Source organism: Dethiosulfovibrio peptidovorans DSM 11002, assembly GCF_000172975.1.
Taxonomy (GTDB): Bacteria; Synergistota; Synergistia; order Synergistales; family Dethiosulfovibrionaceae; genus Dethiosulfovibrio; species Dethiosulfovibrio peptidovorans.
In genome coordinates this window covers 1,845,897-1,869,152 of sequence record NZ_ABTR02000001.1, presented here as the reverse complement: position 1 = coordinate 1,869,152, position 23,256 = coordinate 1,845,897, and the positions used below count along the sequence as shown (strand labels likewise).

Annotated in this window: 22 protein-coding genes and 1 tRNA gene; 11 read left to right on the top strand and 12 right to left on the bottom strand. The window is 51.5% G+C overall.

The genetic code is table 11. The annotated features are described in order from the left end of the window. Nucleotides 1–334 precede the first annotated feature (334 nt). The 5 genes from DPEP_RS08955 to DPEP_RS08935 all read left to right on the top strand — a co-directional run bounded on the left by DPEP_RS08955 (nucleotide 335) and on the right by DPEP_RS08935 (nucleotide 5,763). Entirely contained in the window at nucleotides 335–1,087 is a 753-nt protein-coding gene (locus tag DPEP_RS08955; RefSeq protein WP_005661445.1) for an IclR family transcriptional regulator, read from the top strand. A gap of 71 nt (nucleotides 1,088–1,158) precedes the next feature. Continuing rightward, nucleotides 1,159–2,169: a TRAP transporter substrate-binding protein DctP gene (gene dctP, locus DPEP_RS08950; protein ID WP_005661443.1), complete on the top strand. Its 1,011-nt coding sequence runs from the start codon at nucleotides 1,159–1,161 to the stop codon at nucleotides 2,167–2,169. Between the two features lie 66 nt (nucleotides 2,170–2,235). After that, nucleotides 2,236–2,775, top strand: a complete 540-nt coding sequence (locus DPEP_RS08945; RefSeq protein WP_005661442.1) for a TRAP transporter small permease — start codon at nucleotides 2,236–2,238, stop codon at nucleotides 2,773–2,775. 34 nt (nucleotides 2,776–2,809) lie between these two features. Then, nucleotides 2,810–4,114 (top strand): TRAP transporter large permease, encoded by a 1,305-nt coding sequence (locus DPEP_RS08940; protein ID WP_005661440.1) that lies wholly within the window; start codon nucleotides 2,810–2,812, stop codon nucleotides 4,112–4,114. Nucleotides 4,115–4,125: 11 nt separating this feature from the next. Continuing rightward, on the top strand, nucleotides 4,126–5,763 hold the full coding sequence (locus tag DPEP_RS08935; protein WP_005661439.1) for a M20/M25/M40 family metallo-hydrolase: 1,638 nt from the start codon (nucleotides 4,126–4,128) through the stop codon (nucleotides 5,761–5,763). A gap of 62 nt (nucleotides 5,764–5,825) precedes the next feature. Here the strand turns inward: DPEP_RS08935 and DPEP_RS08930 are convergent, their stop codons facing one another. From DPEP_RS08930 to DPEP_RS08915, 4 genes are all read right to left on the bottom strand, one after another. After that, entirely contained in the window at nucleotides 5,826–7,097 is a 1,272-nt protein-coding gene (locus DPEP_RS08930) for a GNAT family N-acetyltransferase (RefSeq protein ID WP_005661437.1), read from the bottom strand. A 320-nt stretch (nucleotides 7,098–7,417) separates the two neighbouring features. Then, a tRNA-Leu gene (locus tag DPEP_RS08925) sits at nucleotides 7,418–7,503 on the bottom strand. 67 nt (nucleotides 7,504–7,570) lie between these two features. Further along, the gene (gltS, locus tag DPEP_RS08920) at nucleotides 7,571–8,776 is read right to left on the bottom strand and encodes a sodium/glutamate symporter (protein ID WP_005661435.1); all 1,206 of its coding nucleotides are present in this window, start codon (nucleotides 8,774–8,776) and stop codon (nucleotides 7,571–7,573) included. Nucleotide 8,777: 1 nt separating this feature from the next. After that, nucleotides 8,778–9,728, bottom strand: a complete 951-nt coding sequence (locus DPEP_RS08915; protein WP_005661433.1) for a TAXI family TRAP transporter solute-binding subunit — start codon at nucleotides 9,726–9,728, stop codon at nucleotides 8,778–8,780. A 231-nt stretch (nucleotides 9,729–9,959) separates the two neighbouring features. Between DPEP_RS08915 and DPEP_RS08910 the strand changes: the two genes are divergently transcribed. From DPEP_RS08910 to DPEP_RS08900, 3 genes are all read left to right on the top strand, one after another. Further along, nucleotides 9,960–10,481, top strand: coding sequence for a cob(I)yrinic acid a,c-diamide adenosyltransferase (locus tag DPEP_RS08910; RefSeq protein ID WP_005661431.1), 522 nt, complete (start codon nucleotides 9,960–9,962; stop codon nucleotides 10,479–10,481). Nucleotides 10,482–10,547: 66 nt separating this feature from the next. After that, nucleotides 10,548–11,228, top strand: coding sequence for a GntR family transcriptional regulator (locus DPEP_RS08905; RefSeq protein ID WP_005661429.1), 681 nt, complete (start codon nucleotides 10,548–10,550; stop codon nucleotides 11,226–11,228). 199 nt (nucleotides 11,229–11,427) lie between these two features. After that, nucleotides 11,428–12,045, top strand: coding sequence for a YdcF family protein (locus tag DPEP_RS08900; protein ID WP_050771320.1), 618 nt, complete (start codon nucleotides 11,428–11,430; stop codon nucleotides 12,043–12,045). Here DPEP_RS08900 and DPEP_RS08895 read toward each other — a convergent pair. Together DPEP_RS08895 and DPEP_RS08890 are read right to left on the bottom strand one after the other, a co-directional pair. Then, nucleotides 11,996–13,267 (bottom strand): replication-associated recombination protein A, encoded by a 1,272-nt coding sequence (locus DPEP_RS08895; protein ID WP_005661424.1) that lies wholly within the window; start codon nucleotides 13,265–13,267, stop codon nucleotides 11,996–11,998. The two genes, DPEP_RS08900 and DPEP_RS08895, sit on opposite strands and share 50 nt — an antisense overlap. Further along, nucleotides 13,264–14,235 (bottom strand): HAD-IA family hydrolase, encoded by a 972-nt coding sequence (locus DPEP_RS08890; RefSeq protein WP_005661423.1) that lies wholly within the window; start codon nucleotides 14,233–14,235, stop codon nucleotides 13,264–13,266. The genes DPEP_RS08895 and DPEP_RS08890 overlap by 4 nt, the downstream gene beginning before the upstream one ends. A gap of 354 nt (nucleotides 14,236–14,589) precedes the next feature. On the opposite strand from DPEP_RS08890, the gene DPEP_RS08885 reads away from it, so the two are divergent. Further along, on the top strand, nucleotides 14,590–15,285 hold the full coding sequence (locus DPEP_RS08885) for a lipid-binding SYLF domain-containing protein (RefSeq protein WP_005661421.1): 696 nt from the start codon (nucleotides 14,590–14,592) through the stop codon (nucleotides 15,283–15,285). A gap of 23 nt (nucleotides 15,286–15,308) precedes the next feature. On the opposite strand, the gene DPEP_RS08880 is transcribed toward DPEP_RS08885, so the two are convergent. Genes DPEP_RS08880 through ychF form a run of 3 tightly spaced genes read right to left on the bottom strand, consistent with a single transcriptional unit; the run spans nucleotide 15,309 to nucleotide 18,698 of the window. Further along, the gene (locus tag DPEP_RS08880) at nucleotides 15,309–17,156 is read right to left on the bottom strand and encodes a polysaccharide biosynthesis protein (RefSeq protein ID WP_040382551.1); all 1,848 of its coding nucleotides are present in this window, start codon (nucleotides 17,154–17,156) and stop codon (nucleotides 15,309–15,311) included. A 4-nt stretch (nucleotides 17,157–17,160) separates the two neighbouring features. Beyond that, complete coding sequence (locus DPEP_RS08875) at nucleotides 17,161–17,589, bottom strand: hypothetical protein (RefSeq protein ID WP_005661417.1); 429 nt, start codon at nucleotides 17,587–17,589, stop codon at nucleotides 17,161–17,163. A 17-nt stretch (nucleotides 17,590–17,606) separates the two neighbouring features. After that, the gene (ychF, locus tag DPEP_RS08870) at nucleotides 17,607–18,698 is read right to left on the bottom strand and encodes a redox-regulated ATPase YchF (protein ID WP_005661415.1); all 1,092 of its coding nucleotides are present in this window, start codon (nucleotides 18,696–18,698) and stop codon (nucleotides 17,607–17,609) included. Between the two features lie 186 nt (nucleotides 18,699–18,884). On the opposite strand from ychF, the gene DPEP_RS08865 reads away from it, so the two are divergent. Both DPEP_RS08865 and DPEP_RS08860 read left to right on the top strand, forming a co-directional pair. Continuing rightward, a complete protein-coding gene (locus DPEP_RS08865; protein WP_005661413.1) occupies nucleotides 18,885–19,694 on the top strand; it encodes an MBL fold metallo-hydrolase in 810 nt (269 codons plus the stop codon). Between the two features lie 191 nt (nucleotides 19,695–19,885). Then, complete coding sequence (locus DPEP_RS08860; protein WP_156775109.1) at nucleotides 19,886–20,893, top strand: sensor domain-containing diguanylate cyclase; 1,008 nt, start codon at nucleotides 19,886–19,888, stop codon at nucleotides 20,891–20,893. Nucleotides 20,894–20,921: 28 nt separating this feature from the next. On the opposite strand, the gene DPEP_RS08855 is transcribed toward DPEP_RS08860, so the two are convergent. The 3 genes from DPEP_RS08855 to DPEP_RS08845 all read right to left on the bottom strand — a co-directional run bounded on the left by DPEP_RS08855 (nucleotide 20,922) and on the right by DPEP_RS08845 (nucleotide 23,255). After that, nucleotides 20,922–21,740 (bottom strand): P-loop NTPase, encoded by an 819-nt coding sequence (locus DPEP_RS08855; RefSeq protein WP_005661409.1) that lies wholly within the window; start codon nucleotides 21,738–21,740, stop codon nucleotides 20,922–20,924. A gap of 84 nt (nucleotides 21,741–21,824) precedes the next feature. Next, a complete protein-coding gene (locus DPEP_RS08850; protein WP_005661407.1) occupies nucleotides 21,825–22,655 on the bottom strand; it encodes a LacI family DNA-binding transcriptional regulator in 831 nt (276 codons plus the stop codon). A 12-nt stretch (nucleotides 22,656–22,667) separates the two neighbouring features. Further along, a complete protein-coding gene (locus tag DPEP_RS08845; RefSeq protein WP_050771319.1) occupies nucleotides 22,668–23,255 on the bottom strand; it encodes a L,D-transpeptidase in 588 nt (195 codons plus the stop codon). Nucleotide 23,256: the final 1 nt, after the last annotated feature.

Here is a 23,256-nt window from a genome sequence, read left to right as displayed (position 1 = left end):
CGTATTAGCAAAACAGCTCGTTAGGTCGTACGGAACAGTTTGACAGCCATCTCTCCGACACTCCATTAGACTTCATATAATGCATGAATATTTCGGGTTGGGCAAGATTATTTTCCATGTCAGTCCCGTCGAACAGAGGATCCATATAGGAAGAGGAATTACTCGAGATAAATCCCTACGGATTCCCCCCCTGCAAAGCAACTTAAGGGCACCTTTTTAGGCATCATTTCTGAACTATTTGACAAGTTCAAAAACCTCTGCTAGTGTAATTAGGGTGGTTTCTACAAAGGAAATATATTTTCCTATTTGGATAGCTATCTTGGGGGGTGTCTCGTTGAGCAGTTTGCAAAAAGGACTCGATATCCTGAGGCTTCTGGCGGATCCACCGTTTAGTTACACGCTGTCGGAGATGGCTTCCGCCACTGGAATGGGTAAAAGCGGTCTGTACAAAATCCTATCGTCCCTCAGGGAAAAGAATTTTGTAGTTCAGGAGAATTCCTCCAAAAAGTACCATCTGGGACCCATCGTATTGAGGATGGGAAACGTCTATTCCAGACTGATAGGGATCGAGGATCTGGCGGAACCGGTGCTGTCCCATCTATGCCAAGTTCTCGGAGAAACCGTTTACATCAGTATATGGGAGGGGGATAGAGCATATCCGGCCTGCAAAAAGTGTCGTCCCGGCGGAATCTACGACGCCAACGACTTCATCGGGAAAAGCGTTCCCATAAACGCAGGAGCTTCGGCGAAATTGCTGGCGGCATATCAGGACAGAGACAGGATTAGAAAACTGCTCGACGAATTGGATCTAAAACCGGTGACACCCTACACTGTGACGTCGATCTCGGAAATTCTGGAGGAATACGAGGTTATAAGATCGCAGGGGTATGCAGTGGAAGATCAGAGTTTCAGCCTGGGGGAGTGGTGTCTGTCGGTGCCTATATTCGACAAAAACGGAGAGGTCCACTGTGCCCTATCGGTGGGAGCTCCTAGGGAAGCGGTCTCGGATGACCTCATACCCATATGGCTCCAAAGGCTAAAAGACGGAGCGGACGAGATAGGCATGCAGATGCAGTTAAGACGGTGAAACAGAGGGATCTACAAAAGGGGAAAGAGGTTCAGGTTTCAAATCGAGAAAAAACAGGGAGGAGCGAAAACATGAGAAAAGGTTTTTTAGCAGCAGCGTTATTGGGAATCATGGCGACGGTTTTCTGCACCACGGCTATTCCCGACATGGCCGAAGCCAAGGGGGATAAATTCAAGGTAGCCGGCATATCCGCACCGGAGTACAGAGGGACGAAGTCTCTTTACGCCATCAAGGACAAGTTCGAGGCAGCCACAGATGGAAAGATAGAACTCGACGTATTCCCCGCCAACCAGCTTGGAGACTACACACAGGTATTCGAGGAAATTCGTCGAGGCTCCATCGAGATGGGGCTTATCTTCCTTCCCAGTCAGTTCGACGTGATGCTGGAGGTGGGCTCCCTTCCCTTCCTGGGCTCCACAGGAGAGGAAATGAAAAAACAGCTTTCGCCGGGATCGGTTGTCTACAACATCATAGACAAGTCGCTGGATAAATTGGGAGTCAAGCTTCTAAGGCTCTACGGAGACGGATTCATCGGGGTCGGCATAGCCAAAAAGCCATCGAATCCCACAGATCCATCTGCCGATAAAGATGCCCTGATAAGGGTCGCCCCTGTAGCGGTCTACAAGGAAACCGCCGAGGACATGGGATTCCGGACGACCAACATACCTTACGCCGACACATACAGCGCCATTCAGACCGGCGTCTGCGACGGCTGGATCGGCGGGTCGTCCCAGATAAACTATCTCAGCTTCAGAGACGTCATAGACTACTACATACCCTATAACTGCCTCTTCGATCAGACTGCCTACATAATCAACAAGAAACTGTGGGAGTCGATGAAGCCGGAGGAGCAAAAGGCCCTTCTGGACGCGGTTAACGTCGAGGCGGATAAGAGTTTCGCCGACAGCACCACTGAGGATCTGGAGTTCCAGAAGAAACTCGAAGGAGCCGGAGTGGAGATAATAGAGGTCTCCGACGAAGAGAGAGCCGCTCTGGCGGAACATATCAGAGCAACCACCTGGCCCAAACTGGCAAAGACCTACGGAGAAGAAACACTGGAGAAAATAAAGAAAGACCTCTAGGTCGTGAGTTATCGGAGGCCGGCGAGGCTATCTCGTCGGCCTCCTATTATCGAGGGGGATAAATATATGCTTGCACTGGTCGAAAAGATAAAGAACTCCCCTCTATGGAGGGGGCTTATACGGTTCCAGCAGGTCCTCATGGTACTCACCAGCGTCTTCGTGGTTCTGATAATGTGCTTCGAGGTGCTGTTGCGGTACGTCTTCAAATCCGACCTGTTCGGCATAGAGGAGATAGTGGTCATTGCGGCGTTCTGGCTCTATCTCATAGGGAGTTCCTATGGAGTCTACGATAAAAGCCACGTCAAGGCGGACATAATACCTCAGCTTCTGACCCTAAGGGCACAGGCTTTTCTATCCGTCCTGGTCAGGCTCACCATGACGGTGTTATGCGTCGTATTCAGCTGGTGGGCGGTGGACATGGTGCTCTACAGCATCGAATGGATGCCAAGGACCACCGGACTCAGGATACCGATATTCATATCTCAGGTATCGATTCTTGTGGGCTACATACTTATGAGTTTCTACTCGCTGGTCTATTTTCTCGAGGACCTGGGGAAATTTCTGTCCTTCGGAAAAGAAGATAAAAAAGGAGCCTTCACATCATGAGTCCCTATATCTTTTACCCTAGGAGGGAAATAAAATGGCGATAACCATAGCTTTAATCCTCATAATAGTGACTCTCCTGCTGGGGCTTCCGGTACCTTTCTGTTTCATGCTGTCCACTCTGTTCATGGTGGTCTCCCACAGCTACGATCCATCTTTTCTTCTGCCTTACAGCTTCAGCCAGATGAGCTCGTTGGTCCTTCTCGCCATACCTCTATTCATCATGGTAGGCGGGCTTATGGACCGAGGAGGTATAGGCGGCTCGCTGGTAAAGCTGGTCGAGGTGTTAGTAGGGAGGATAAAAGGCGGACTAGGCGTGGTAGCGGTTGTATCTTGCGCCGTGTTCGGATCCATCTCCGGAAGCTGTGCAGCCACCCTATCCTGCATAGGATCAATCATGTTCCCCAGGCTAAGGGAAAACGGATACCCCATGGGACACAGCGCTGCCTTGGTATCCTGTGCTGCCCCTCTAGGTCTTTTGATACCACCCAGTTCTCAGATGATACTCTACGCCTGGGTGGGACAGCAGTCGGTTCTGGCATGTTTCCTGGCTACCGTTGGGCCGGGACTTCTTCTCATGGTTCTGCTATCGATCATAAACCTGGTCTTGCTCAAGGACGATCCCAACGTCCATGTATCCCCTCCCATAACAGGTACCGAAAAAAGGAAGATATTGTGGGACCGTTCTGGCAAGGCTCTTCCTGCCCTCATAATGCCGGTGATAGTTTTAGGGGGCATATACGGAGGGATTATGACTCCGACAGAGGCCGCAGCGGTAGCGGTACTATACTCCGTGCCTGTAGGATTCCTGATCTATAAGGGACTCAACAAGGAGAACTTCCTTGAGGTCGTCATAGAGACCGCCACCACCACCGGCGTCGTCATGCTCATGATGTTCTGCATAATGATGCTGAGCCGTATCTACGTCCAGGAGAGACTGCCCTCCATGATAATAGACCTCCTGACCTCAATATCGAGCAATAAGTACGTCATAATGCTAATGATAAACCTATTCATGATAATAATAGGCATGATAATGGACGACGTCAGTGCCATGCTGTTGTGCACCCCCATATTGCTACCGGTGGTAACCAAACTCGGCATAAGCCCCATACATTTCGCCGCAATAATAGGGGTCAACCTTGGGCTTGGAAACGTAACCCCTCCCACCGCACCCACCCTTTATTTCGGAGGTAGAATAGCCAACACCCCGGTATCTCAGATGCTCCGGCCAGCGATGATATTTATCTTGTTCGCATGGCTTCCCACCCTGGTGGCGGTGACCTACATTCCCGAACTATCGCTTTGGCTGCCCAGGCTGGTACTGGGAGGACGCTTCTAGGAGGATAAAACATGGTGAAAAAAGATAACTCCAGCACCTACAAAAGATTGATAAAAATCGTTGGGATACCCAGCATTTCTCCCTCCTCCGAGGAGGAAAATCGGGTAGCCCAGGAACTGTACGACGAGATATCCCAAGAGGAGTACTTCAAAGCCCACCCGGATGATCTCAGACTCCTACCCGTTGAAGGAGACAGCCTTAACAGACACATAGTGTTCGCCATGGTCCGAGCTTCGGAAAAGACGGATAAAACGGTACTCATGATGGGGCATATGGATGTCGTGGCGGTAGACGTCTTCGGTCCGTTGAAAGGTCTGGCCTTCGATCCCGAGAGCTACACGGAGAAACTCGACCCGGAAGAGCTGGGAGAAGATGCAGCCAAAGACCTCCGCTCCGGTGAATGGCTCTTCGGAAGAGGCGTAGCGGATATGAAGTCGGGAGTCTGCACCGGAACGGAGCTTCTTATGGAGCTGTCGAAAAAGACAGAGGATCTGAAATCCAACGTGGCAGTGCTGTTCGTTCCCGACGAAGAGAATAACTCGGCCGGAATGTTAGGAGCGGCGAGGTGGCTTGCCAAGTTCCAGGAGGAGGGCCTGAGTTTTCTATGCTGCGTCGACCTGGAACCGACCTTCGCCACCGGAGAGGACGCCCAACCGACCATATACCTGGGAAGCCTGGGAAAGATCAACCCCTTCATCTACTGCCTGGGCAAGGAAGCTCATGCCGGAGAGTACTACGACGGTTTCAGCGTAGGCCCCACCGTCTCCCGAATAGGGCTGAGTCTGGATGGCAATATCGCACTGTCCGATCGATTGGGCGGCAACGTCTATCCTCCCTTCGCCGCTCTGAAGATAGAGGACATGAGAGACGAGTACTCCGCCACCATCCTGTCCAGATCCGCGATGGCCTTCAGCTATCTCACCTCCACCAAGATGCCAGGAGAGATAATCGAGCTGCTTAAAGACACGGCCCTCAAGGCCCTGAACGACTCGATAACTGAACATGAGAGCAGAAAAGCCACATACCGCAGAGAAAACGGCATGGCGGCCCCTCAGGAAAGGCTTAATGCTCGGGTATACACGGTTGGAGAGATAATGAGCTTGGCGGAGAAGAAAACCGGACGATCGGTAGAGGACATAGTCTCTGAGATAATTGCCAGCTGTCCGAAGAAAGACGACGAGAGAGCTAAAGGCCTGAAGGTAATATCCCAAGTGGTGGACAATCTGGGACTCAGAGGCCCTCTGGCGGTAGTGGGATTTCTTCCTCCTTGGTATCCTCACAGGGTGAACGAGGAAAGGCTACCTCAGGACGAACTTCCGAGAAAAGCAGCTAAGGAACTGGTACTGGAAAGCCTTCGACAGGGCGTTAAACTGGAGGTCCGTACGATGTTCGAGGGGGTCTCGGACCTGAGCTACTGCGGCTTCACAGGAGACCATTCCGACGCCAAAGCCTTCGAGGAAAATATGCCGGGAGGGAAGACTCTTTACGACTTCCCCACGGAGGAGCTGCTGAAGCTATCCATACCGGTACTAAACTTCGGACCGGTAGGCAAGGACGCACACAAAGAGACAGAGAGGCTTCATCTGCCTTTCTACCTGAAATCCTACCCGAAGCTTCTACGCCATCTGATAGAGACTCTAGGAAAGTAAGATAAGAGGCACAGACGCGTAAAATCAGGGCCCCGAGAAGATCTCGGGGCCCTGATTTTACGTCAATACTGCTCGTATACCCAAGAACGCCTCCTGGGGAAAAGCTCGTCTATAAACGTTCCGGTTAAATCTCCGAAACGGCCCGTCCTGGGACCAACGTTGGACAGAGCTGGAAAGACGTCGGGTCTGTTGGCTCGAAGCTCCCGCCAGGTCCGATGCCCCAGACAGAGGGCCGGGAACAGCTCTTTATGGATGAAAAAATGGGCGTCGCATTCTCCGTCGCCTCCGGCGCGAATATCCTCCAGCTTACCGTTGATCCAGACCAGATCCAAACTGTCATCGAAAAAATCGAGACGGACTCGTCCGGTATAGCCTTCGAAAACCCCGCAGGAAATCCTTTCTTCAAGGATTGGAACCATCACGGTCAACAGCCTCTTTACGTCGGGGATGGAAACCTGCCAAGCGTAGGTCTCATCCGAGGAGGCGCCGGAAGCGATCGCCAGCCTAGATATGGAAGCCTCCGGATGGAGGTCCAGACGAACGTAGGGTTTTTCCCTTTCTTCGGCCAATCGAAGACAGTAGTTCATAAAACCCACCGCCATTTGGTGGGACATACGTTCTCCCACCTCGCTAACGATGAGCCCCTTGCCGAACCCCTGTCTGGAGATTCTGGCATAGGATCGCCTTCCGGTCGGGGCCTCTATTACGAGAAAATCCGAGCCGTACTCGGTCGACTGCCCTTCGTTCAAGAGATACCGCCATACCTCGGGCCCTCTGAGGGCGGATACAAAATTAGAGGATCCGAAGAGCTCGTCCTCCTCCATCAGAAAGGGAATATCGTCCACCGTAGCGGAACGCACGGACACATCCGAAGAACCTCCCCCTGGGATGCCGTGTAACGGCAGATCTATGTGAGAACACAGAGGCAGGGCGAACCGGAACCCCAGACGATCGTAAAATCCTGGGATACCCTGGATCACCACCAGATGGTAGGACTCTCTCCGTACCGTATCCATCAGCTCGGAGTGAAGACGACGCATCAATCCCCTATGCCGATGGGCCTCGCCGGTGCCGACGATGCCCATCTCGGCTACCTTGAGCCGGATCTTCCCCATACGCCATCGCCATGGCAACAGAGCACAGGCCGCGGCTATATCGCCACTATCCCGTTCCTCCGCCACGAACCACAGGTCGCCGCTCATTCCGGGAAAATGGCGCATAAGATTTGACGCAAACTCGCCGACTTTTTCGGGCTCGAAAACACGGTTGAAAAAGTCGCGAAGATCGTCGATATCCTTACTAAAATCGGCTTTTCTTACAAAATATCGGTCCAATTTGACGTACTCCTTTTTCGATCGCTCATCCCCGACAAAGGGGACGTTCCAGAGAAAACACTTTGTCTCCGGCGATCGAAACGGCTACACAGAAAATCTTAGAGCAGACTGATCAGAGGCCGCTTCGATCGCGACCGCGACACAGTCCTCAGGTCCCCCAAGGGATTGAACAAACAGACACTTCCTTCTATCCAGAGATATGCCTCTTCAAAAAGAGATGTTTTTAATGATAACACAAGATCTTATCCGACTCAATATTGACCGATATAAAAAGCCCTCCCGAAAAACTCCTCGGGAGGGCTTAAATACCATATTGGTGTTGGTGCCGGAGGGGAGACTCGAACTCCCACGGGGTTGCCCCCGGCGGATTTTGAGTCCGCTGCGTCTACCATTCCGCCACTCCGGCACGTAGGCTATTTTTTACCACAGAACCGCTAATCTGTCCAGCTCCAAGAGGGGCTTACCCTCAAAAGTTACGATAGAAAGATAGCGAAACCCTGGATCACGAAGGCATTTACTATATCGATAAAAAACGCTCCGACTATCGGTATCACGAAAAAAGCCCTCGGAGCGGGACCGTAATTTGAACAAAGCGCCTCCATGTTGGCTACGGCATTGGGAGTAGCCCCCATCCCGAAACCACAGTGTCCACCAGCCATTATGGCCGCTTCAAAATCTTTGCCCATAAGGCGAAATGTAATGAAGTACGAGAAAGAGGCCATAAGGAGCATCTCTCCCAGCAGAATGGCCACCATAGGACCGGCCAAGTCCATAAGCTGCCACAGTTTGAGGGACATCAAGGCCATGGCCAAAAACAGCGACAGAGCGACTGCCCCTATGTAATCGATGCATTTAAGATGAACCTTGAATGCCCCCGAGAAATCGGATATATTCCGAATTGTTATGCCTACAAAAAGGGCACACAGATAGGTCGGGAGGGTGATCCCCATACCCATTAACCTGAAATAAGCCAGAGAACCAAGGTACATAGCCACCGATATCTGAAGGATGGTCAGCAATACGTCGTTAACCGTAACCCCACTATGATCCCCACTGGAATCAAGAGGTCCGCTTTCCCCGTGAATACCGTCACTTTCGTCGTCCATATTAGGTTTGAGGTCGTATTTTCTTATCAGTCTTCTGGCCACCGGACCACCTATTATCGACCCTACAACCAAACCGAAGGTCGCAGCCGCCATGGCGAGCTCCATTGCACCAACCAAACCGTATTGGGTGGTAAAGGTCTTCGCAAAAGTAGCACCGGTTCCATGACCGCCCGACATGGTGACAGAACCTGCCAGCAACCCTAACAACGGATGAAGTCCGGTAAGCTTTGAGATTACGACCGCCACCAGATTTTGACAGAAGACGAGAACCGAGGCCAATCCCAAGAAGAGAAGTACCTGCGGGCCTCCCTTCTTGAGGAGCTTAAGGCTGGCTCCTAGCCCCACTGTAGTAAAGAAAGTTATCATCAGAGGAGACTGAAGTGTCATATCGAAGGAAAAATCTATCTTCCCCATCAAGCCCCAACGAAGCAAAGCGAAGATTATGCCGCCGATAACAGGGGCGGGAATATTATATTCCCTGAGGATATCTACTTTTCTACGCAGAAACAGGCCACACCACAGCACGATGGAAGCCACCGCTACTGTCCCGATGAGATCAAACTCTAAAGTCATATTACAGAGCGCCCTTCCCGTCGAAGAAATTTTTCGCTCCATCGTGGAGAGGAATGAGGACCTCGTCGACGTTATCTGGGCTAAGTTTGACCGATCCGGGAATATATGAAGAGATATCCTCGGCATTGTCGTACACGGTCTCGGCGACCCTTTTCACCAAGTCATCGTCTAGATCCTCCCTGCAACACAGGACAGTCCAGGCTCCTACCGTCTTGATATCCTCGGTCTGTCCATCAAAAGTCCCGGCAGGAACGACGAACTCCTTCCAGTAAGGGGCAGTATCCATGAGTTTCTTTCTCGTCTTATCGTCGAGACCTATTATTCTGGCTTCTTTCAAGGTTTCCTGCTCCATGGCGGATCCTCCACCGAGAGGGCCGACGAAAATCACCGCATCCACCGAACCTTCCCGTAAAGCCAAAAGCCCCTCTCCCATCCCTAGGTAGGCCGGCTCCAACTGATCTTGACGTAAGCCGGAGGCCATCAAAATCTGCTGAGCTGTAATGAGGACTCCTGAGCCTTTCTTGCCCAGGACCACCTTCTTACCCGCCAGATCGGACAGGGTCACGACGTCGGAACCCTTCGGGACCAAGATCCTGGCAACCTCCGGATAAAGCGGCACGACACCTCTGAGATAGGTCTGTGGAGCCTCGTAGTAGAGATCACGCCCCTGATAGGCCATAACGGCAAAGCTGTCGATCAAGGCGAATTGGGCCAGTCCCTTTTCCATAAGATCGACGTTTTCCGCAGATCCACCGGAAGGCAAAACCGCCAACCTGACGCCAGGAAGTTTCTCGTTTACGGTCTCGGCAAGGATGCCCCCCAAACTGTAATAGGTCCCCCCCATGTTACCGCTGGCCATTATATAGACCGGCTGGAAAGCGGAGACAACCGCTGCCGCTCCCAAGACGGCGGAGACGACAAGCAAACATAATAGACCTTTTCTTGTACCCACTAAAACTCCCCCTAAAATATAAAATGTGACGGTAGGTAAAATAAAGCACTATTCGATATTTTATCATCGATCTTATGCCGACAGAGATATTATGGCATATTCTACTATTTTGATTCTTCGGCACAACGAATAAGAATAGAAAATCCAGCAATTTCGAAACCTCCTAGGTTTCGTTCTATCTGTTTTTCTGCTATAACAATTGGTATCATAAAAGAAAGGTGGGCTTGTCTTATGTACAAGATGACCATAACCACTAAGGGCGGCGACAAGGGCAACACCAGCCTCTGCAACGGAGAGAGGGTCCCTAAGGACGACCCCAGGGTTGAGGCCTACGGAACCATCGACGAATGTCAGGCATCGATAGGCCTAGCTAGGTCTATGTGCTCCTTTGAACCCATAAACGAAAACTTAAAACGCTTAGAAGACGAGCTTTATACCCTTATGGGGTGCATGGCCCTATGCGAGGGCATGGAACCTCCCAAGACCGATTGGATGGAGGATATGATCAAAGAAGTCTCCTCGATGTTTACCGAAGGGGAATTTCAGTTTATAAGGCCGGGAGAATGCTCTGTCTGTGCGACGCTCCATATGGCTCGAACCATAGCGAGAAGAGCTGAACGCCAAGCGGTAAGGATGCTTCGTTCAGGTACACTGCCTTTGGATATATTCGCCTACATAAACAGGCTTTCCGACGCCATATATGCTCTCATTCTGTGGTATCAAAAAGAGTTCTTCCCAGCAGAAGGAAAATAAGACTTTCCCTTTTTTTCTGTTTTTTGTATAATGAACACCGCATCTGATATTTAGGGAGGAGTGTTCATGACCAGGGAGAATCCGTTGTTCCCGGCCAAAAACGTTGATCTAAGACAGATCGTGTATGAAAAGATAAAAGAAGCTATAGTGGAAGGCATCATAAAACCGGGAGAAAAGCTCTCCGAGGTAGAACTTGCAAACAAGATGGCGGTATCGAGAACCCCGGTCAGAGAGGCTATTCGTCAGTTGGCAAAAACCGGACTGGTCTCACTGACTCCCAGAAAAGGGGCTTTCGTAACCGTTCCAACCCTGGAAGACGCATCGGCACTATACGAACTGAGGGCAAACCTGGAGATGTTTGCCGTCACTTTAATAGCCCAATCGCCTCCCAAAAAGGACCTGGAAAAATTCAGAGATATATTCTTCAACATGAACAACGACACGGACCCAAAAGAATACCTCGTGCAGGACAGAAAATTTCATAATTTTCTCTATGAGGCCTCTGGAAATCGCTTCCTCAAGGGCGTCCTGTTGGATATCCTGGACATGATAAATCTCTATCGTCCCTACTCTCTGGCGGAGAGGAATTATCTGAAAGCACTATCGGAGGGTCATATCGCCATCATAGACGCGATATTAGTAAAAGACGGAGTAAAGGCAAGAGAAGAGATGAAAGAGCATATAAACCTAACCAGAAGCGGAGTCGAAGAGTACCTCCAGAACCATCCAGGAGCTATACGCTCTTAAAATCATGTTCTTCGTCTATAAATTACTGGGAGCCGCAACTACCCCCTTAGTATTTTTATCCATTACGATACTCATTGGGACCTTCTTGACGATTTCAAACCGTCGGAGAGGGCCCCTTTTCTGCTTTGTACCGTCCATCATAATCTTAAGCGTCGTGTTTTTGTTGTCCCTGTCCTTACCTGTAACAAGTCACCTGTTGTTGAGACAGGTAGAGATCTACAGAAAAGAACTCCCCCCGGAGGGACCTATACCGGTGGTAATGATACTCAGTGGAGGCTTCACCAGAAAAAATTCCGGAAAGACCGAACCGGGGCCTTTTACGACCCAGCGCCTGATAGAGGGAGCTTCGCTCGCAAGACGAAAAGGATATCCGATACTCCTCTCTGGAGGATTAAGCTACGACAAAAGCGAATCCATAGCCCGTTCCATGGAACGATCTATCAGAAAATGGGGCTATAAGGGCGAGATAATGCTGGAGGAAAACTCAAGAACTACGTGGGAAAACATGACATATTCCGCCTCGATACTGAGACGCAAGGGAATCGATCGGATCATACTGGTTACAAATTCCTTCCATATGAAAAGATCACTATGGATGGCAAAAAAGGCGATGCCAGATATTGAAGTTTACCCATATGCGATAGGATCCTTGGCAGACGACATGGATTCGGATCCGCTAAAATGGATACCCACTGCCGGAGCTTTAAGAGATTCAAGTCTGGCATGGAAAGAGATAGTCGGACTCACGGTCTACCGCATCCTGGAACCTAAACTTCCCCGTCCCGACCGTCCCGGAACCTCCGCCAGTACCTTTTAAGCCTCTGAGCTATTCTCGCCTCGGCCCCCATTTCCGAAGGTCGGTAAAATCTGCGCGGCTCCCTCAGGTAGGACTGAGGAACCCAGTGTCTGGGGTCATCGTGAGGATATCGATAATCGGGATTACCGTTTATGAGGTGATCGGGGACCCTTTGTATATCCCCCTTTCTTATGGAGGAAATAGCCTGATTTACGGCATCGTAAGCTCGATTGCTTTTAGGTGCCGCGGCCAGGTAAATCACGGCCTCCGATAGAATTATCCTAGCTTCGGGCATGCCGGTCATGTCCGAGGCTTTAGCAGCGGAAGTGGCCAATATTAACGCCATAGGATCGGCCAAACCGATATCCTCCGCCGCGGATATTATCATCCTCCTGGCGATGAAACGGACATCCTCCCCCGCCTCCAGAAGCCTGGCAAGCCAATACACCGCCGCGTCGGGGTCGGACCCCCTTATGCTCTTTATGAAAGCCGATATTACCTCATAGTGATCGTCGCCGTCTTTATCGTGACGAACGAACGCCGCCGGCAGCTCTTTACGGACTCTATCCAGCGAGAGGAGAGATCCACCGGAGGCTGAAATTACCCTTACAAGATATTCCAACCTGGTCAAAGCCTGCCTGGCATCTCCGGATGCGCTCGAGGCAAGCTCCTCCAAAACGCCGTCCTCCCATTTCATGCCGAGTTTTCCCAACCCCTTTTCCTCATCGGAAAGAGCATTATTCATTATCCCGACCAAATCGTCCTTCTCTAGAGGTTTCAAGGAAAAGACCAACAATCTGGACAGAAGGGTTTTATTGATCTCGAACCAGGGATTCTCCGTTGTAGTCCCGACCAAAACGACATCGCCCTTCTCCACCGAAGGCAGAAGAGCGTTCTGTTGTCCTTTATTGAAATGGTATATCTCATCGACGAAGGCCACGGCGGAACGACCGGAAAGAGCCTTAAAACGGGCGGCCTTCTCTATGAGGTCTCTCAACTGAGACACCTTTGCGGAGACGGCGTTTATCTCGAAAAGCTCTCTATCGGTAACCGAGGCCATCAGACGCACCAACGCAGTTTTACCGACTCCAGGAGGCCCATACAATATACAGGAGGGGACCACGCCTTTTTCGAGCAGAACCCTTAGGGATCCGGTGGGCCCCATTACGTCGAGATGTCCGATATATTGATCTAAGGATGACGGTCGCATCCTCTCCGCCAGAGGGATCTCCCATTGAATCAACTGAGATGCCTCTCCAAACCGTTAACGAGATCGCCTTCCAGGGAGGACAATGAGAGCCCTTCTTCACATTCCTCCACGACGACCTTCGGATATCGTTTTTTAAGGATTCTTGCAAGCACGAAAGCTTTCGGACGCTCCAGATCTTTCGGCGAAAGCCATGGCAGCCCCCTCCACTCGTCGAAGGCCAAGGTCCCGGTTTTTACCGTAAAGCGTCCCACTCCCAAACCGGCCAGGTTCATCAGACTATTTAGGATCGCCTCATCCCATAATTCAGGGAGGGCAATCGAGACATTCCAAGCCGACGTCAACCACGACAGTCCTCTTTCAGAGACTAGACCATGGTATTCCCAGGGGACTATCGGATCTTCGTTCATCAATGCCGATAGAAAATCGGTCATGCGGGGATAGGAGACGTCGGCCCAGTGCCCCCAGTCTACAGAGGACCTTTCCACCAAGACCGCCCTCATCCCGGCCCTCCTCGCACCCAAAAGATCGTACACAAAATCTCCCACGACGGTACATTCCGTGGAGGTGGATCCGATAGCCTCGGCAGCCATCCAAAGGGCCTCAGGCGAAGGCTTTATCGGGCCGCTCTCTCTATGAAAGGTATGCACAGGAAGCTTAAAACCTATGGTACGGGCAGCAAGTTCTATCGATTCCGGGCAATTCCGAGAGACTACCGCCCAAGGTATTCCCGCCTTTGATACAAGATCGACCACTTCCCTGGATCCCGGAACCGGAACCGCCTTTTCCGCTCCGGCGAGCTCGATAGCCCTGATTTCTTCGGAAAGAGCTCTCCTTTTTTCCTCGTCCATGAGGCTCATTTCCTCAAGTATGGCAGCTCTTTTACCGCCGAAATATCTTTCTCTGATACCGGAGAAATCCAATCGGGTCTCCGCCAAAACACCATCCCAATCGAAGATCACCCCCGATCCTTTCAAAGGATTCCATAAAGGCGAACTGGACATGAACAGGCCTCCCCCAGCATATACGAAAAGGGCGCCGAGCACAGCTCAGCGCCGTATAAAATTGGTAGCCCGCAGTGCCGTGTCATGATTGTCTTGACCCGATCCTACCTAGAAAGGGGCTTACCGAGCCTGGGCGTCTGAAGCGGAAAACCGCCTCATAAACCGGTTCGGACTCAGCCCTACATGGCTCGAGTGTTGGCTCAAGACGTAGGACATGATCACGCACACCGCAGGTCTCCTTGATTTCGGCAACATTATATCACAGCAGACCGAGGGAATGGTCCATTGTAGAGCTCGCACATTGTATAATAGCCTCAGAACATGATATAACCCAATCCAAAGGAGGAAATACCAGTGATTAAAGCAGGGAAAAACATCTTAGCCATAGCGGTGACGTTTCTGACACTATCGTTGTCCTGTCCTCTGTGGGCAGGGAAGACACCGGAACATCGCATAAACGAAGCCATAAAAACGATAGGAAACATGTCGGAACAGGACGACGCTCAGACGATGGGCGAGGTTATAGATAAGGGAGTGGCGGTCGCCATATTCCCCTCGGTGGTAAAGGCCGGTTTCGTCCTAGGGGGACAGTACGGTGAGGGGCTTCTGCTTAGGCACGACAGAAAGACCGGAAAATGGTACGGACCGTCCTTTTTCAACATAGCGGGGGGCTCTTTCGGTCTTCAGATAGGAGTACAGTCTACGGCACTGGTGCTTGCGGTCGTAAACGAAGACGGTCTGAAGGCCTTCAGAGGAGATACCTTCACATTGGGAGGCGACGTAGCCGTAGCTGCGGGACCGGTAGGAAGGAGGACCTCTGCGGCGACGGACATAAACATGAATACCCCCATATACAGCTACTCTATGAGCAAAGGTCTCTTCGCCGGGCTATCGCTGGAAGGAGCCACCATAAATCACGACCCTAGCGCGAACGAACTCTACTGGGGCAAGAAAATCTCCCCTGCGGACATACTCAACAAGCAGGCAAGCTCGAAAGAGATAAAGCCTTTACTTAAGGAGATAGAAAAACTCATACGGATGGGGAAATAAAAAAAGCCGGAGGAATCCTCCGGCTAAGGGTGGTTGAACTCTGGGACCAGCTTACGCAGGGTCGACAACGTAGAGCTGCCCCTGCAGGATAAACATCCATCCACCTCCGATATGATCGGATCGTACGACAGCTGCTTATCCGAAAGATGACTTCTGAAGATTTTCGGATGAGCAGTTCTGTCGACGAAGTCCGGATCGTAAAAAAGCTCCTCGAACAGTTTTTCTCCCGGTCTGACCCCCGTAAAATCGACGGCTATGTCCGATCCAGGGGAATAGCCGTGAAGACGGATGAGGGTCTCTGCCAGATCCACTATCTTAACGGGATCCCCCATGTCCAGGACGAATATCTCTCCGCCCTTTCCAAGGGCACCGGCCTGCAACACCAATCCGGCCGCCTCCGGTATAATCATGAAATAACGCTTCATGTCAGGGTGGGTCACGGTAACAGGACCGCCGGATTCTATTTGTTTCTCGAACTTAGGGACTACGCTGCCCCTGCTACCCAGGACGTTCCCGAAACGAACCGCCATGTATTTGGTATCGGGGTAATCCAACTGAGCCTGTTGTACCATGATCTCAGCAACTCTCTTGGTCGCTCCCATAACGCTCGTAGGATTTACAGCCTTATCGGTCGAAACCATGACCATACGCTCCACCCCGAATCGTCCGCAGAGATCGGCCAAGACCCATGTTCCCTTTCCGTTAACTCGGAGCGCCTCTCTCGGGTTAACCTCCATGAGGGGGACATGCTTATGGGCCCCAGCATGGAAGACTACCGAGGGTGACCACTTGGAGAAAACCGCCTCCATGGCATCCGAATCGGCTACGTCCGCTATGATTGGTTCGTAAGGGACGGAGACCCTCTTCTCCCTGAATTCCTCGCAAAGCCCGTATATAGAGTGCTCTCCATGACCCAGAAGGAGAACCCGAGAAGATCCGTATGAACATATCTGTCTGGATATCTCACTGCCGATAGATCCTCCCGCTCCGGTTATCAGGATGACTCTCTGACGAACCACGTCGGCTATGACCCTACTGTCCAGCTCGACCGGATCCCTCGCCAGCAGATCCTCTAGACGTACCTTTCGAAGCATGGTGGTGGTAACTATACCTCCGGCGATATCCCTGAGATTCGGCAAAACCCGGGTCTCCACACCCAAGGAAGAAAGCCTCATCAGCATCTCTCCTATGACTTTTCTGGATGCCGACGGTATGGCGACCAAAACAACGGAGATACGTTCGTCCAGTATAATGTTCTCCAGATCCGAAACCGGACCCAGCACAGGAAGTCCGGCGATGACCTTGTCCTTTTTCTGATCGTCATCGTCCACGAACCCCACCGGCAAAAGTTCGTCTCCGTTACGCAGCAGATCCCTGGCCAGAGAGGTTCCGGCATTTCCCGCTCCGACTATGACAGTTCTGATACAGGAATCTTGACCGTGACGGGCAGCTACGAAGAAACGCCAAGAGGCTCTATAGGCCGCCACCAGTAGAAAACAGCTCAGAAGGGTTATCGCCAGAGAGGAGCGAGGAATAAACATGAACGGTAGGAGGAGATGACAGAGAACGAATATCAAAGAACCTACCAGGAAACACCGCAAAAGCAGGGCGAATTCCTCTAGACTGGCCTGAGGCCAATAGATGCGATATACCCCTCCCAAATAAAAGGACGTTGCACAGACACCGGCGAAGATAAAACCGGAGACCACCATATCTCCGTAAAAATGGTCCATAAAAAACGAGAGTCTAAGGGCAAACCCCAGCCACGTAGCAAAGATGCAAAAAAGGACGTCCAGAAAGAACATATACCTGTTTCTGACGCCGACCTCCAACCATTTGCCAAGCAACCGGACAGACCAGCTCTCCTTCATGGTCCTACAGGATCAGCTTGCTGCCTTTTTTATTGCCGCTCATCTGGTCCAGCTGCTTGAGCGCCGAAGAAGGAGCCACGTCTATGCGGGGTTTTCTTTCCTCTTTGGCTATGGCCTGGCGCATTTTTTCCTCGTAGACCTTCATGCTCTCTTTTATGGCCTCCACGTCTCCCTTGAGCCATTGAAGCATGCTATCCGCTATGGCCTGGACCATCTCTTCGTCCGGCTCTTCTTTTAACGCTCCTAACTCGACGAGAAGTCGGTGTTCTTCCTTTATAGCGTCGATCACGTCCTGATCGGACAGCAACCCCTTGCGGTATAACACCCTCCCCATTATGTTGAACTTGCTCTTGAGATTTTCTTCCGAGGCCGCAAGACCATCCATCCTGGACAGTACGACCGATAGGATTTCATCCAAACTGATCTGCTGCATATCTACCATTCCCTTCTTTAAACGTTGAACCTAAACTCGACCACGTCTCCGTCCTGCATTACGTAGTCTTTCCCTTCCATGCGAACCAGGCCGCCGGCCTTGGCCTCGGCCAGGCTTCCGCATCGTATAAGTGCATCGTATGCCACAACCTGAGCCTTTATGAAGCCTCTCTCGAAATCCGTATGTATCGTCCCTGCGGCTTGAGGTGCTCTATAGCCTCTCTTTATGGTCCATGCCCTGGACTCCTTTTCTCCGGCGGTGAGAAAAGATATCAACCCCAACAGACGATAGCCAGCCCTGACCAGCCGATCCAGACCGGATTCCGCAAGTCCCAGTTCGGCTAAAAACTCCCCTTTCTCTTCCTCCGGCAGCTCAGCCACCTCTGCCTCTATCCTGGCACATATCGTGACTACCTCGCAGTCGAATCTGTCGGCATACTCCTTTAATGATTTGACGTGGACGTTACCTTCCGAATCGGAGACATCGTCCTCCGAGACGTTCGCCACGTAGATAACGGGCTTATCAGTAAGGAGGCCAAGCCCTCTTAGCTCCTTCCTCTCGTCATCTGTAAGATCCATGGCTCGGACCATCTTGCCTGCCTCAAGGTTTTCCTTAACCTTGCCGACCAATTCCAGATATGGACGAAGGGACTTGTCGTTTCTGGCGTTTCGCTCCGTTTTGGTCTTATGCCGTTCCAGCATCTCAAGATCGGAGAGAACCAGTTCCAATTCGATCGTCTCTATGTCCCTTATAGGATCGACCGAACCGTCCACGTGAACTATATTGTCATCCTCGAAGCAACGAACGACATGAACTATAGCGTTGACCTCTCTAATGTGAGAGAGAAACGTATTGCCCAGCCCTTCTCCCTTGCTAGCTCCGCGAACCAGACCAGCTATATCGAAGAACTCAACTGTAGCAGGGGTTATCTTCGCCGAATTGAACATCTTGGACAGCACGCTCAGCCTTTCGTCTGGAACGGAGACAACTCCCACGTTCGGCTCTATGGTGCAGAAAGGATAATTCGAGGCCTCCGCCCCAGCGGAGGTTATAGCGTTGAAAAGGGTGCTCTTGCCTACATTGGGCAAGCCCACTATTCCGAGTTTCATAAAAGGTCCCTACTTTCTTGTTCTTTTTCTGGAGGAGTCGCTTGACCATTGTACCCGAGATCCTCCAAAATACCATAGTCTGATGTATGATTAGTTATGTATAGGCACGTAAAATCATCTATTCCGAGAAATATGAGATAATGACTTCTTGGTTTGGATCAAACGATGGAACGAGGGGATATGGATATGCGTATAACGGTAATCGTGGACAATCTATGCGGCTCGTCCAACCTGTGGGGCGAACACGGCCTAAGCTTCTTTCTCGAGACCCCCAGAGGTTCTCTGCTATGGGATACCGGACAGGGACATTCCCTGACGCACAACCTATCGGAACTAAACGTATCTATAGACGCTATAGACGGACTGGCCCTGAGCCACGGTCACTACGACCACTGCGGAGGAGCCCCTCAGCTGCTCTGGCGGCGTCCAGACCTTCCTATATGGGGGAGCTCGTCCATTATGGCTCCCCACTACAGAAGAACCGCTCGGGGAGAATGTTTCATCGGGCTCGATTTGGATCTGGAACGTAGAGATTTTCGACCGGTAAAAAGACCAACGGAGATTCTTCCCAATCTGTGGGCATTCTCGGTACCGGCGGAAAAGAGAGATCCGAACCTAACCCTCAGGACCTCCAGGCTGGTCGTTCCGCAAGGAGAATCCTGGGCAGAGGATCCCTTTCACGACGACATGTCGCTGCTTGCTTTCGGGGCGAAAGGGCCCTCTATAGTGCTGGGATGCGCTCATTCCGGAGTACTTAATATCCTGCGCTACGTTATGGAGGAGTTCGATCTAACGTCTATCAACACCGTCATAGGAGGTATGCACCTAGGAGGGATGACTTCCGATAAATGGTCCGCCATGGTTCATTTCTTCGACGACGCCCCCGTCGAGAGATGGCGTCCCTGCCATTGCACCGGATTTTACGCTGCCAGTCAAATGGCCAGCCGCTATACAGACGTGGTCTGGGCCTCCTCGGGCACCAATATGGATATATGATGTCACCCCAAGACAAGGCTAGACAAAACTCGGGGTCGTGGTTGTCCGTCCCACCAATCCCTACGATAATGGTAATCGTAGCTCTGCTTCCTTTTTCCGACCCCTCCAACAGGTTATATATGGGGGCTACTTTTTGGTTATTCGTAGCCCTGATATATCTTTCGATATCCTCGGGGTATGCTATATGTCTCATGAGGAAGATCACTCTGGGATTATTCCCACTGCAGTTACTGGCTCAAGGAATAGCTCTACTCGTTCTGCCCCTCGGAATGGGTGCTCCCTACGGTCTTTCCTGGATAGGATTGGCCATGTCTTTTGCAGGAACGATATCGCTCCTGCAAAAGGTGGCTTCCGCGTTAAGCCCCAGGAACAAAGATAACACCCCAGCTGTAGAGGAAAAGAGAGACATCTCGAAGAGAATCCCCTTGCCATCGCTGGACACCGACCTGGATGGAAACATCCTCTCCATCAACGATGACATGGCACGACTGCTGGATGTAAGCGAAGAATTTCTGCTGGGGCAAAGCGCTAAAAACATATTTCCCGAGGACATGGATCGCGTGGATATAGGAGGCAAAGGCTGGCAAGTCCTGAGAAAAAATTTAGACGAGTCCAAACTTATATGTCTGGTAGAGGAGATCGAATCCCCTAAATCAAGCAAGGATACGAAGAACAACGACATGATACACGATCCCACAGGCCTTTACTCCCATACATATGCCGATATCATGGCCCCATCGGAGATAAAAAGATCCGTAAGATACAGAAGGTGGCTTTCCATAGTGATGATCCGGTTATCCTTCCGTTACGACGGAGAGGAATCAGCCGATAAAGTATGGGAAGAGCAAATCCTCAACGAGTACGGGGCATTCGTAAAAAGACACACAAGAGAGTGCGACCTCGGATTTTTTATAGGAGGCGGATACTTTCTGATACTCCTGCCGGAAACCCCGAACGCCGGAGCAAAGATAGCCGCATCCAAACTAAAGAAGTTACCGGACGATATCAGGGATAAGTTCGAGGAAAAGGACTCGGTCTCTGCCGTGATATTTACCAGCCTATACCACTGTAGCGGTAATGAAAAGGTAGACTACCACACTGTAATGAAAAAGCTTGAGGAGAACCTGACGGAGGAAGAAGAATTCTCACCTGTAGGAAACACAAATACAGCCAATCAAAAGGCCGAGGGTCATCCCTAATGGGAGACCCTCGGTCGATCTCTCTAAATTAAAGGATCCCGTCCACTAGGGCCCCAAGAACTGCCTCGTCGGAAAAACTCTCGATACTTCCATCGTCGCCCATGGCGGCGAAGCCATCGGTCACGGGGATTTTCGCTATCGTAGCTATTCCGAAAGCCTTTTCTATTTCCTCGGAATGACTGGGACCGAACACATTGAGTCTCTCTCCGCATTTGGGACATTCGACATAACTCATGTTCTCCACTATACCCAGTATCGGAACCTTCATCATCTCTGCGAGCCTGGCCTGTTTCCCGACTATCAGAGCAGAAAGTTCCTGAGGTGTCGTGACTATGACCATCCCATCGAGAGCGATGGTCTGCATCACTGTCAGAGGGGCGTCCGCCGTTCCGGGTGGGAGGTCCACCACAAGCCAATCCAGTTTACCCCACTCCACATCGTCCCAGAACTGCTTTACGACTCCTCCAATAAGAGGGCCTCTCCATACGACCGGAGCCTTGGGATCATCCAGCAACAAATTCATGGACATGATCGATATGTCCAGCTTCTCGGTCTTGGGAGGGACGATCTTTCCCGACTCGTCTCCCTTGGGACGTTCGGTGATACCGAACAGTTTAGGTATGGACGGGCCCGTTATATCAGCATCGAGAACTCCGACGGAATCCCCTCTTTTGGCCAAAGCAACGGCAAGAAGGGCTGCTACGGAGCTTTTTCCTACACCACCCTTGCCGCTACCCACCGCTATTACCTTGCAGACGTCTTTCTTGGTAGGCTTAGGGAAATCGGGACAGCTCTCCTTGCTGGAACAGCTATCGCAATTCCCGTTACACTGGTTTTCCTGATCCATTTTTCGTCCTCATCTCCTCGAAACGATATACTGACTCCAGTTATAAGGTCCATCCGTCTACTCGTCAAGAGTTGAGATAGGTTTTCAATATCCCAAATCGCTTCTCTCCACCCCCACGATGCCGGACGATACCTTTATCTCTTTAGGTCTGACTCCCTTTTCCCTTACTACATTTATAAGACCTCTAGCGGAAAGATGCCCCATATCAAAAGCCGGCCAGGGCAGGTGGGGAACCATCAGAGAGGCCAAAATCGAGCGATCCCCACACACCAGGCCCCCTTCAGCCAGGTCACCTAGAGACGGAAGAGTCCCATCCCAGAGGACCAGCCCTGCCTCTTTTCCGATAGAGGAAAGCCCCTCCAGAAAAGGGAAAAAGGGACGATCTCCGCCTCTATAGGAGATGGGACGTCCTTCGGCTAAAGAGAGGACATTTCGGGAGATCGCCTCCTCGTCCAGAAGGACCCTCATGGAGGGATCGCCCTCCCCATTACCGACGATCACGGAAGGAATGCCATCCTCGCCGGAGGGGAAAGGCGCATCCGATGCCCATATGACGCCATCCACCTTTCTATCCAACAACCTTTGATATGCGGACCTGGACGAGGCATCCAGATCGTTGGCCTCTTTTACCAGCATCTCCATACGATGCCTGGCCAGAACCCTCTCCACTCCGGAGAGGAAGGATCCCACCCAGCTTTCCCCCAGGTCGCGCAGGACCACCCCGATAACGTCGGTTCTCTGACTGGAAAGTCCTCTGGCAACCGTGTCTACCCGATAGCCGAGTTTCTTTGCAGCTTCCCAGACCTTTTCTCTTGTAGCCAGGGATATTCTGGGATCGCCTTTAAGCGCTCTGCTAACCGTTGCCTTGTTTACCTGCGTCTCTCTGGCGACATCGGCCATAGTAACCTTAGCCATAGGCTCACTCCCTCAGGGAACGATCAGGACCTTCTGTCCCGGCCTGACTACTTCCTTTATCCTCAACAGATCCTCGTTCTTCATCCTTATGCAACCGTGGCTGGCGTCGGTACCGATCTCCGATAGATGTCCTTCGTCGGTACCGTGGATACCTATCCCGCTCCATGGCGGAGTCTTGAGCCTTATAAACCAGGGCCCGTACCCTACTGTATCGCCGGTCTTTTTATCCCTGTAGGGCTGCCAGTAAGACGCATCGTGAACGCTCTGGACGGGAAAAAGACCTTCGGGAGTCCTCATATCCCCGACCTTACGCTTTTGACCGATGTTTCTACCGGTCGCGACGGGCCAGCATCCGAAAAGACGCCTGGCCTTCTCGTCCACTCCGAAAAGAAGATGGGCCCCTTTGTGGCAGATCCACATAACACTACCTGATGGAACGCAGTCCTCCGAGAGAACGACCTCCGATGCCCAGGGGATATAAGCCGACAGAGACGGCTCAAGTCTCTTCCAATATGAGAGCCCATCGATATCGGAAGCCCATGACCGAGAAGAAAAGACGACCGTCAGGAGACAGATCAGGAGGCCAAAGGTTCGCCCCATC

What these genes read in the sequence shown, in the direction of transcription:
- DPEP_RS08880 (WP_040382551.1), bottom strand. Translation starts at nt 17,156, where the DNA reads ATGAAGGAGAGCTGGTCTGTCCGGTTGCTTGGCAAATGGTTGGAGGTC.
- gltS (WP_005661435.1), bottom strand. Translation starts at nt 8,776, where the DNA reads ATGACTTTAGAGTTTGATCTCATCGGGACAGTAGCGGTGGCTTCCATC.
- DPEP_RS08945 (WP_005661442.1), top strand. Translation starts at nt 2,236, where the DNA reads ATGCTTGCACTGGTCGAAAAGATAAAGAACTCCCCTCTATGGAGGGGG.
- DPEP_RS08865 (WP_005661413.1), top strand. Translation starts at nt 18,885, where the DNA reads ATGCGTATAACGGTAATCGTGGACAATCTATGCGGCTCGTCCAACCTG.
- DPEP_RS08935 (WP_005661439.1), top strand. Translation starts at nt 4,126, where the DNA reads ATGGTGAAAAAAGATAACTCCAGCACCTACAAAAGATTGATAAAAATC.
- DPEP_RS08860 (WP_156775109.1), top strand. Translation starts at nt 19,886, where the DNA reads ATGAGGAAGATCACTCTGGGATTATTCCCACTGCAGTTACTGGCTCAA.
- DPEP_RS08890 (WP_005661423.1), bottom strand. Translation starts at nt 14,235, where the DNA reads ATGTCCAGTTCGCCTTTATGGAATCCTTTGAAAGGATCGGGGGTGATC.
- DPEP_RS08875 (WP_005661417.1), bottom strand. Translation starts at nt 17,589, where the DNA reads ATGCAGCAGATCAGTTTGGATGAAATCCTATCGGTCGTACTGTCCAGG.
- DPEP_RS08855 (WP_005661409.1), bottom strand. Translation starts at nt 21,740, where the DNA reads ATGGATCAGGAAAACCAGTGTAACGGGAATTGCGATAGCTGTTCCAGC.
- DPEP_RS08905 (WP_005661429.1), top strand. Translation starts at nt 10,548, where the DNA reads ATGACCAGGGAGAATCCGTTGTTCCCGGCCAAAAACGTTGATCTAAGA.
- DPEP_RS08910 (WP_005661431.1), top strand. Translation starts at nt 9,960, where the DNA reads ATGTACAAGATGACCATAACCACTAAGGGCGGCGACAAGGGCAACACC.
- dctP (WP_005661443.1), top strand. Translation starts at nt 1,159, where the DNA reads ATGAGAAAAGGTTTTTTAGCAGCAGCGTTATTGGGAATCATGGCGACG.
- ychF (WP_005661415.1), bottom strand. Translation starts at nt 18,698, where the DNA reads ATGAAACTCGGAATAGTGGGCTTGCCCAATGTAGGCAAGAGCACCCTT.
- DPEP_RS08850 (WP_005661407.1), bottom strand. Translation starts at nt 22,655, where the DNA reads ATGGCTAAGGTTACTATGGCCGATGTCGCCAGAGAGACGCAGGTAAAC.
- DPEP_RS08940 (WP_005661440.1), top strand. Translation starts at nt 2,810, where the DNA reads ATGGCGATAACCATAGCTTTAATCCTCATAATAGTGACTCTCCTGCTG.
- DPEP_RS08845 (WP_050771319.1), bottom strand. Translation starts at nt 23,255, where the DNA reads ATGGGGCGAACCTTTGGCCTCCTGATCTGTCTCCTGACGGTCGTCTTT.